Below are 8821 nucleotides of genomic sequence, written 5' to 3'. Positions count from 1 at the left end.
ATTCTGCGCAGGCCGATCCAGGGCAGGCCGATCTAGGGCAGGCCACAGGCAGCACCCTGGCGGCCGAGGACCTCGGCAAGAAACGCCCCAAAGAACAGACCATGGGAGCGGCCGGGCAGATCGCCCTGGCCCGGGGCGAGTCCCCGCACCGCGGCGGCCGTCTCCTCGGCATGGCCAAGGCCCTGGTCACCGAGATGCCCCACACTCTGGCCGCCCTGGACACCGGCCAGCTCAACGAAGAACGCACCATGCACGTGGTGAAAGAAACAGCCTGCCTGACCGTGGAAGACCGGGCAGCGGTCGATGAGGAACTGGCCGCGGATACAGGGACTTTCACTGGCGCCGGGACCCGGGCCGTCATCGCCGCTGTCAAGGCCGCCGCTATCCGGCGGGACGCACGCTCCGTCACCCAGCGCGCCAGCCACGCCGCGTCGGAGCGGTCCGTCAGCCTGCGCCCCGCCCCGGACTGCATGACCTATTTGACGGCGCTGCTGCCCGCCCACGAAGGAGTCGCCGTCTACGCCGCCCTGACCCGGCACGCCGACACCCTCCACGCCACCGGCGACCCGCGCTCCCGGAACCAGGCCATGGCCGACACCCTCGTCGAACGGACCACCGGCACCCCCGGTGGCATCACCGGCATCGACATCAGCCTCGTCATGACCGACCGCACCCTCCTCCAAGCCGACACCGAACCCGCCCGCCTCACCGGCTACGGTGTCGTCCCCGCCACCTGGGCCCGCAACCTCCTCAACCCCGACGGTGCACAGGGACAAAACAAGCAGGACGAACAACGACAAGGGCGGGGCTCGGCTCAGGGCCAGCACCTGGCCGGTCGCCACGACTCCAGCTCCCCGACCCACCACCAGCCTGCGGCGGGCAGGTCCGGCCCAGACACTTCCGGCCGCCCAGACACTTCCCGTTCTGCCGACAGCCAGAAGGACGCGGTAAAAGACCTGAGGATCTGGCTCCGCCGCCTGTATACCGTCCCCGGGACGGGCGACCTCGTGGCCATGGACTCACGAAGGCGGCTGTTCCCGCCAAAGCTGCGCCGCTTCATTCAGGTCCGCGACGACACCTGCCGCACCCCCTACTGCGACGCACCGATCCGCCACCACGACCACATCATCCCCTGGCACGACGACGGTCCAACCAGCCTGGCCAACGGTGCCGGGCTCTGCGAAGCCTGCAACCACACCAAAGAACTCCCCGGATGGAAAACCCAACCCAGACCAGGACCCCGGCACACCATCGAAATCACCACCCCAACCGGCCACACCTACCACTCAACCGCGCCGCCGCTACCGGGAACCGGGCCAGCAGGAATTGGCAGGAGTTCAACCGGCCTGCCCGGAACCAGCCAGTCGGAACAGCCAGGCCGGCCGCAACAGCCCGACCAACCGGAACAGTAGAACCGCACCCGAAACGGGTGAAGCGGCGGCGAATTACCGCCGTCGCTTCACCTGCCAAGGGAGGAGTTGGCTCCTACGAGCTGACCTCGGCGACCTGCGCCGCCAGCGTCGTCAGTTCCACCGGTTCCGGACGGGCAGCCGTGCTCTTGATCTGCATTGCGGAACCCGTCCGGGCCGAAGCCAGCATGGACTCCATCACCTCGAGGACGTGGTACGCCAGCTGGCCGCCGGCGCGGGGCTCGGAGCCCTGTGGTGTTGCGGCGAGGTCGGCGATTCCGAAACCGCGGCCGGAGTCGACGTAGCCCGCGGAGACTGGCAGGGTCTGCCAGTCGTCCGCGCCCAGCGGGAAGACCTGGACGTCGCCGTCGAAGTGGTTCGGGTCGGGCACCGCCAAGGAGCCGCGTTCACCGTGGATTTCGATGTTGGGCGACTTGGACTTCACGGCGTCGAAGCTCATGAGCAGCGTGGACAGTGCACCGGAAGCGTGCACCAGCACCCCGGTGACGTGGGAATCGATGTTCACCGGCACCGTCTCACCAGCACGCGGCCCGGAGCCGATGGTCCGCTCGTTACGGGTGTGGCTGGCAGCACCGACCACGGACACTACCGGTCCCAGTAGCGTGACCAGCGCGCTCACATAGTACGGACCCATATCCAGCAGGGGCCCGCCGCCGGGCTGGTAGTAGAAGTCCGGGTTGGGATGCCAGCGTTCATGGCCGGGCGTGACCATGGTGGCCGTTGCGCTGATCGGCGCGCCGATCAGGCCGTCGTCGATCGCCTTGCGGGCGGTCTGGATCCCGGTGCCCAGCACCGTGTCGGGGGCGCAGCCCACGACGACGCCCGCCTTGTTTGCCGCCTCCAGCACCTGCCGCGCCTCGGCGGTAGTCGCCGCGAGCGGCTTCTCCCCGTAAACGCCCTTTCCGGCGGCAATGGCCTTCAGGGCAACGTCGGCGTGGGCCGCGGGGATGGTCAGGTTGAGGACCAGGTCGACGTCATCCGCGGCGAGGAGGCCTTCCACGGAAAGTGCGCGGACGCCGTCGTAGTCGTCCGCGACAGCCTGGGCGCGGGCGGGGTCCAGGTCGGCCACCGCCACGAGCTCGATCTGATCCAGGCGGCGGAAATTCGTGAGGTACTGGGTGATGATGGCGCCGCAGCCAATGATTCCTACTCTTGTGTGCTCTCCTGCGTCTAGCGACTTGCCCACAGCAGGCCCCTTTCGATGATGGTGCGGACATTGGTGTCCTGGAGAATGTCGACGTGATGGCCTGGGGTGGTGACGAAGATCCGCCCCTTGCCCCATTGGCGGGTCCAGATGGCGGGTGAGGTCACTTCGCGGTGCCAGGGGTCCCACTCGCGGACCTTCTGCGTGGTGGTGGCGAGGACGTCGATGTAGTCGTCGGCCAGGACCCAGTACTGTTCGGTGACAAGTTCGAAGTCGGAGATGCCTTCGGTGATGGGGTGATGGGCGGCGGCCGGGAGCATGTTCACCGTGTACGGCACGTAGTTGTCGGACTGCTCTCCGATGCGTTCGTCCGGATGCTTGCCGGGGTGGCACGCGAACTGGCCGCCGATCAGGTGGAGGTAGTCGGAATTGTTGCGGTAGGAATCCGCGATCCCGCCGTGCCAACCGGCCAGGCCCGTGCCGTTCTCGACGGCGGCCCGCAGTCCCTCGAACTCGTCCCTTTCAATCGTGGTCATCGTCATGCATTGCATGATCAGGTCCACCCCCGCCATGTAGGCGGCGTCGGCATAGACTTTGGGCGATTCCTCGATCCGCACGTCGTACCCGTTGCTTTTCAGGTACGGGATGAAAAGCTCGGTGGCCTCGAAGGGCTGGTGGCCGTCCCAGCCGCCGCGCACCACCAGGGCGGACTTGTTTTCGGTCATGTCAAAGCTCCTTTGGATAACAGGTATTGGTGGTTCAGCGGGTGGCGAAGGCGGCGTCGAATGCCGCGGCGGGCGGGGCAATGGCCGCGAGGTCCTTGACCAGGGCCAGTGCCTGCGGTGCACCGGTCAGCCGGTCCATGCCGGCGTCTTCCCATTCGATGCTGGTGGGGCCGGCATACCCGATGGCGTTCAGGGCGCGGAAGATCCTGTTCCACTGCACATCCCCGTGGCCTGCGGTGACGAAGTCCCAACCACGGCGCGGATCGGCCCAGGCCAGGTGGGAGCCGAGCCGGCCGTTGCGCCCGTCAAGCTGGCGCACGGACTCCTTCACGTGCATGTGAAGGATGTGCTCGGCGAAGTCCTGCAGGAACATCACCGGGTCCAGGTCCTGCCAGATGAAGTGGGACGGGTCGAAGTTCAAGCCAAAGGCGGCCCGGTGCCCGATGGCTTCGAGGGTGCGCTTGGTGGTCCAGTAGTCGTAGGCGATCTCGGAGGGGTGGACCTCGAGGGCGAATTGGACCCCCACTTCGTCGAAAACGTCGAGGATGGGGTTCCACCGGTCAGCGAAGTCCCGGTACCCGGCCTCGATCATGGCCTCCGAAGCAGGCGGAAACATCGCCACGGCCTTCCAGATGGAGGAGCCGGTAAACCCGGTCACGGTCTTCACACCTAGCCGGGCCGCGGCCCGCGCGGTGTCCATGATGGACCGCGCCGCCCTAGTGCGGACGCCTTCCGGATCGCCGTCGCCCCAAATTTCGGGTGTCAGGATGCCCTGGTGTCGCTCGTCGATCGGGTCATCGCAAACGGCCTGCCCCGTGAGGTGGTTGGCGATGGCGAAGACCTTGAGGTTGTTCTTCGCCAGGATGTCCAGCCGTCCCTGGAGGTAGGAATCGTCCTCTGCCGCGCGGCGCGGATCAAGGTGATCGCCCCAGCAGGCGATCTCCAGGCCGTCAAAGCCCCACTCTCCGGCGAGCCGGGCCACCTCTTCGAAGGGCAGATCGGCCCACTGGCCGGTGAAGAGTGTTATGGGTCGTGTCATCGGGTTTCCCTGTTCTGCAGTCATGGGTCTCAGACTTTCTGCCATTGGCTGGAGTTGGCTGCGCTGGCCTCCACCGCAGCCAGTACGCGCTGGACCTGCAAGGCATCGGCGAAGGACGGTTCGGGCTGCGTGCCCTGTGCAAGCGCGTGAACGAGGTCCACCACCTGGTGGGTGAAGCCGTGCTCGTACCCGAGCCCGTGCCCCGTGGGCCACCAGTTGCCGACGTATGGATGCTCGGGTTCGGTGACGAAGATCCGGCGGAAGCCGGCGTCGGGCGATTCGGCGGCATCGTAGAAGGAGAGGGCGTTCATATCCTCGAAGTCGAAGGCGAGGGAAGCCCTGGTGCCGTTCAGTTCCAGCCGCATGGCGTTCTTCCGCCCCAGTGCGTAGCGGGTCGCCTCGAAGACGCCGACGGCGCCGGCCGCGGCAACGCCGCCGTCGGACCTTGTGTCTTCAAAGCGGGCGCTGAAGATTGCGGCGTCATCAACGGTGACGGCTCCGCGGGGTGCGTCCTGGCCGACGTCGCCGTGGCCGCCCAGTCCCACCAGGTCCCCGGCCAGGGGCCGCTCGGGAACGAACGTCTCCAGAAGCGCGGAGACGCCGGTGATCTTCTGCCCCGTGATCCACTGGGCGGCGTCGATGCTGTGCGCTCCGATGTCCCCCAGCGAACCGGATCCGGACTTGCTCTTGTCCAGCCGCCAGGTCATGGGTGCGTTCTCATCGGACAGCCAGTCCTGAAGGTACTGTGCGCGTACATGGCGGATGGTCCCCAGCCGGCCTTCGTCCACCATGCGCTTGGCAAGTGCCAGCGCCGGCGTGCGGCGGTAGCTGAAGCCGCACATCGCAAAGACGCCCCGCTTCGCTGCCGCCTCTGCTGCAACGGTCATCCGCTCCGCCTCCTCGACGGAGTTGGCCAGCGGCTTTTCGCACAGCACGTGCTTTCCGGCCTCGAGGGCAGCGGTGGCAATCTCGGCGTGGGTGTTGCCGGGGGTGCAGATATCGATCAGATCGACGTCGTCGCGTTCGATCAGCTTGCGCCAGTCCGTTTCAGTCGACTCCCAGCCGAGCTTGTCCGCAGCCGCCCTGACGCCGCTGGCATTCCGGCCGACGACGGCGGTGAGCTGCGGCTGCAGGGGCAGGTCGAAGAACCGGGGCGCTGTTCGCCAGGCGTGGGAGTGGGCTGCCCCCATGAAGGCGTAGCCCACCATACCGACGCGGAGCGGCTTCGCGGTTGTCATTCAATGTCCTTTCGTGCGAAATCCGTGTGGTTACTTGCTGAAACCGGCAGTCAGGCCGCTGATCAGCTGGCGCCGAGCCACGATGTACAGCACCAGCAGTGGCAGCGTGGCCAGCACTACCGAGGCGAGCACTGCGGGGATGTTGACGCTGAATTCGCCCTGGAACGTCCACAGCGAGAGCGGCAGTACCCGCGTGGCGGGGCTCTGGGTGAGGATCAGCGGGAAAAGGAAGCCGTTCCAGACGTGCAGGGCGTTGTAGATACCCACAGTGATCACCGCCGGCTTGGTCATCGGCAGGGCCAGCCGCCACAGCATGGACCAGTCCGAGCAACCGTCCAGCCGCATCGACTCGAACAGCTCGTTGGGCACATCCCGCATGAAGTTGGACAAGATGAGGACGGACACCGGAATGGCGAAGGCGATGGACGGCAGGATCAGGGCCAGCAGTGTGTCGTACAGGTGGGCGCGGGTGATCATCCAGTAGATCGGGATGATGGTGGCGTGGAGCGGAATGGCCAGGCCCAGGAGGAACAGGTTGTTGGTCCAGTTCACGAACCGGCCTTTGCCCCGGACGATCGCGTAGGCAGCCATAAACGAGACGAACAGCGCCGGAATGACCGTGCCCAGCGTGACCACGACGCTGTTCAGGAAGTACCGGGCAAAGTCGTTTTCCAGCACCAGCTTGTAGTTGTCCAGCGTGGGTTCTGCAGGTGGAAGCATGGGGTTGGTGGCAAAGAACCCGGCCTGGTTCTTCAGGCTGGTGATCACCACGTAATAGATGGGCAGGACGATCACCGCGAGCCACAGCCAGCCGCCGAGGCCCCCGGGCAGGTTTGGCCGGCGACGGCCGGCGCTCCTGGAGTTCTGGCGCGGTGCGGCAGGGCTAAGGGCCGGTGCCTCCGGAGCCGCGGGGAGCTGTGTTGTGGAAGCCATCAGGCTCCTTCCAATTGGCTGTCGTTCCGGTTCTTGCCGCCGAGGCGCTGCAGGAGCAGGGCCAGGCCCAGGCCGATGACGATCAGGATGACGCCCAAGGCGCTCGCCGCACCCATGTCGTTGGCCTTGAAGCCGGTCAGATACATGTGCAGCGGCAGCAGCCGGGTGCTGTAGCCCGGGCCTCCGCCGGTGAGAACGAAAATCAGGTCGAAGTAGGCCAGGCTGCCCACCACCATGAGGGTGGAGGAGGTGATGATGGTGTACTTCAGCTGGGGCAGGGTGATGTTCAGGAACTGCCGGACCCGCCCCGCGCCGTCAATCTCCGCGGCCTCATACAGAGAGGTGGGGATCTGCCGCACGCCGCCCTGGTAGATGAGGGTGTGGAACGGAACGAACTGCCATGCGATGACGAAGACCACCACGAAAAGGACGAGGTCGGAGTTTCCCAGCCAGTCCTGGATCAGGAGGGGCACCTGAAGTCCGGGACCGAGGCCGAAGTTGGGGTCCAGCAGCGCCTTGAAGGCAATGGCGACGGCGGCTGATGAGAGCAGGAGCGGCAGGAAGTACAGAACGGCGAGTGCTGCCCGGTACTTCTGGCCTCCGGCAGTGAAGACGCCGAGCAGCAGGCTGATCGGTGCCTGGACGATGAACGAGAAGAACATGATCTTGGCGGTCACCAGCAGGGCGTTGCCCGTCACCGGGTCGGTGAGCACCGTGGTCCAGCTGGCCAGGCCCTCAAGCCGGATCTCGCGCAGTCCGTCCCAGCTGGTGAAACTGAGGAAAACGACGCCGGCCAGCGGGACGACGGCGAACACCAGGAAGAAGACGAGGGCTGGCACTGCCAGCCACCCCGACGGGCCCGCGTCGCGGACCCGCCGGCGGTTGGAACTGGTGATGGTCACGCTGTTACTTCCCGATCGTGGCGTTCATCGTGGCAACGAACTGCTCCGGGGTGATCTTCTTGAGGAAGATCTGGTCAAGGTTGGACAGCATCGCGTCGCCCTGAGCGGGGCTCAGCGCCTGGTCCCAGGAGAGCGTGAAGCTCGGTGCGTTCTTGGCCAGGCCGTAGACGAAGGTGAGGAAGTCCTTGTCGGGTGATGCCTCGAGCTTGCTTTCGATGCCGTTGATTACCGGGACGGCGCCGGAGGCAATGAGGGCGTCAGTGTCGGCGTCGGTGAACATTCCATCCTTGACGTAGTTAAGGGCGGCCTTCTTCTGGTCGTCAGTGGCCTTGGCTGAGATTGACCAGAAGTTGGAGGGGTTGCCCACCACGTTGGCGGGGTCGCCCTTGCCGCCTTCGACGGTGGGGAAGGCGGTGAAGCCGAGCTTGCCGCCGGTGACGAAGCTGCCTGCGTCCTTCTTCATGCCCTGGTAGATCCAGCCGCCCTGCAGGACCATGGCCGCCTTGCCCGTGTAGAGCAGGGCCTGGTCGGCGTTGCTGTCCGCGGCGATGGAGGAGAAGCCGTTCACGAAGCCGCCGGCGTCCACCAGCTGCTGGATCTTGGTCAGTGCCTCGGTCACCGCGGGGTCCGACCAGGCGTTGGGCTTGTCAGCGGCGATGTTCGCGAAGACTTCTGGACCGCCGATGCGCTCAACGAGGTATTCCAGCCACATCAGGTCCGGCCACTTGGACTGGCCGCCGAGTGAGAACGGGGCGACTCCGGCCGCTTTGAATTTCGGCACGAGCGCCATCAGCTCGTTCCAGGTCTTCGGTGGCTGCGCACCGACCTTGTCGAAGACTTCCTTGTTGTAGTACAGAACCACGGGCTGGACATTGTTGTTGGGCAGGGCGTAGGTCTTGCCGTCGATCTCGCCGTTCTTCAGGACGGAAGGAAGGTAGCGCTCCTTCACCTCAGGGTTCTCCTTGACGAAGGCCGAGAGGTCCTCCACCTGGCCTGCATCAACGTAGGACTTCAGGACGCCGCCGCCCCAGCCGTAGATGAAGGTGGGGCCTTCGCCGGCGCCGACGGCGGTGCGGACCTTCGTCTTGTAGGCATCGTTGGCGAAGAAGTCCAGTTTGATGGACTCCTCGGAATGTGCGCTGTTCCAAGCCTCGACGGATTTCTGGAGCACGGGCTGGTTTCCGCCCGTCAGGCCCCACATGGAAGCAGAACTGTCGCCTCCCGCAGTGGATCCCGCAGGGCCGCTGGAGCCGCAGGCCGCCAGGCTCACCGAGAGGGCGGCTGCGGAGATGGCCATCGTGACTGAGCGGAACTTTCGAGTTGTCATCTAAACATTTCCATTCATCCATCGGGCTCGACGCTGAAAGCCCGGGTTTCGCTTATCCGGGAGCCCGCCTGGAATCAGGCGGC

8 protein-coding genes are annotated in these 8821 nt (G+C 65.8%); 1 reads left to right on the top strand and 7 read right to left on the bottom strand.

From position 1 onward, the window contains the following. Positions 1 to 56 precede the first annotated feature (56 nt). Entirely contained in the window at positions 57 to 1412 is a 1356-nt protein-coding gene (locus AC5RWD_RS16850) for an HNH endonuclease (RefSeq protein ID WP_494021114.1), read from the top strand. 73 nt (positions 1413 to 1485) lie between these two features. Here AC5RWD_RS16850 and AC5RWD_RS16845 read toward each other — a convergent pair whose 3' ends face one another. The 7 genes from AC5RWD_RS16845 to AC5RWD_RS16815 are packed head-to-tail and all read right to left on the bottom strand — an operon-like array spanning position 1486 to position 8738. Beyond that, positions 1486 to 2616 (bottom strand): Gfo/Idh/MocA family protein, encoded by a 1131-nt coding sequence (locus tag AC5RWD_RS16845; RefSeq protein WP_494021108.1) that lies wholly within the window; start codon positions 2614 to 2616, stop codon positions 1486 to 1488. After that, on the bottom strand, positions 2601 to 3299 hold the full coding sequence (locus AC5RWD_RS16840; protein ID WP_494021107.1) for a ThuA domain-containing protein: 699 nt from the start codon (positions 3297 to 3299) through the stop codon (positions 2601 to 2603). Before AC5RWD_RS16840 ends, AC5RWD_RS16845 begins: the two co-directional genes overlap by 16 nt. A gap of 34 nt (positions 3300 to 3333) precedes the next feature. Continuing rightward, positions 3334 to 4338 carry a sugar phosphate isomerase/epimerase family protein gene (locus AC5RWD_RS16835; RefSeq protein WP_494021106.1) on the bottom strand — a complete coding sequence of 335 codons (1005 nt, stop codon included), beginning with the start codon at positions 4336 to 4338 and terminating at the stop codon, positions 3334 to 3336. Between the two features lie 29 nt (positions 4339 to 4367). Continuing rightward, a complete protein-coding gene (locus tag AC5RWD_RS16830) occupies positions 4368 to 5576 on the bottom strand; it encodes a Gfo/Idh/MocA family protein (protein WP_494021105.1) in 1209 nt (402 codons plus the stop codon). A 30-nt stretch (positions 5577 to 5606) separates the two neighbouring features. Further along, on the bottom strand, positions 5607 to 6509 hold the full coding sequence (locus AC5RWD_RS16825) for a carbohydrate ABC transporter permease (RefSeq protein WP_494021104.1): 903 nt from the start codon (positions 6507 to 6509) through the stop codon (positions 5607 to 5609). Continuing rightward, a complete protein-coding gene (locus AC5RWD_RS16820; protein WP_494021103.1) occupies positions 6509 to 7411 on the bottom strand; it encodes a carbohydrate ABC transporter permease in 903 nt (300 codons plus the stop codon). The genes AC5RWD_RS16825 and AC5RWD_RS16820 overlap by 1 nt, the downstream gene beginning before the upstream one ends. A gap of 4 nt (positions 7412 to 7415) precedes the next feature. After that, on the bottom strand, positions 7416 to 8738 hold the full coding sequence (locus AC5RWD_RS16815) for an extracellular solute-binding protein (protein WP_494021102.1): 1323 nt from the start codon (positions 8736 to 8738) through the stop codon (positions 7416 to 7418). Positions 8739 to 8821: the final 83 nt, after the last annotated feature.

Source organism: Arthrobacter sp. CMU6 (assembly GCF_059090205.1).
This window is presented reverse-complemented; position numbering and strand designations above follow the sequence as displayed.

Excerpts from the sequence above, each read along its gene's own strand:
- AC5RWD_RS16840 (WP_494021107.1), bottom strand. The coding sequence starts at position 3,299 with ATGACCGAAAACAAGTCCGCCCTGGTGGTGCGCGGCGGCTGGGACGGC.
- AC5RWD_RS16835 (WP_494021106.1), bottom strand. The coding sequence starts at position 4,338 with ATGACACGACCCATAACACTCTTCACCGGCCAGTGGGCCGATCTGCCC.
- AC5RWD_RS16830 (WP_494021105.1), bottom strand. The coding sequence starts at position 5,576 with ATGACAACCGCGAAGCCGCTCCGCGTCGGTATGGTGGGCTACGCCTTC.
- AC5RWD_RS16825 (WP_494021104.1), bottom strand. The coding sequence starts at position 6,509 with ATGGCTTCCACAACACAGCTCCCCGCGGCTCCGGAGGCACCGGCCCTT.
- AC5RWD_RS16815 (WP_494021102.1), bottom strand. The coding sequence starts at position 8,738 with ATGACAACTCGAAAGTTCCGCTCAGTCACGATGGCCATCTCCGCAGCC.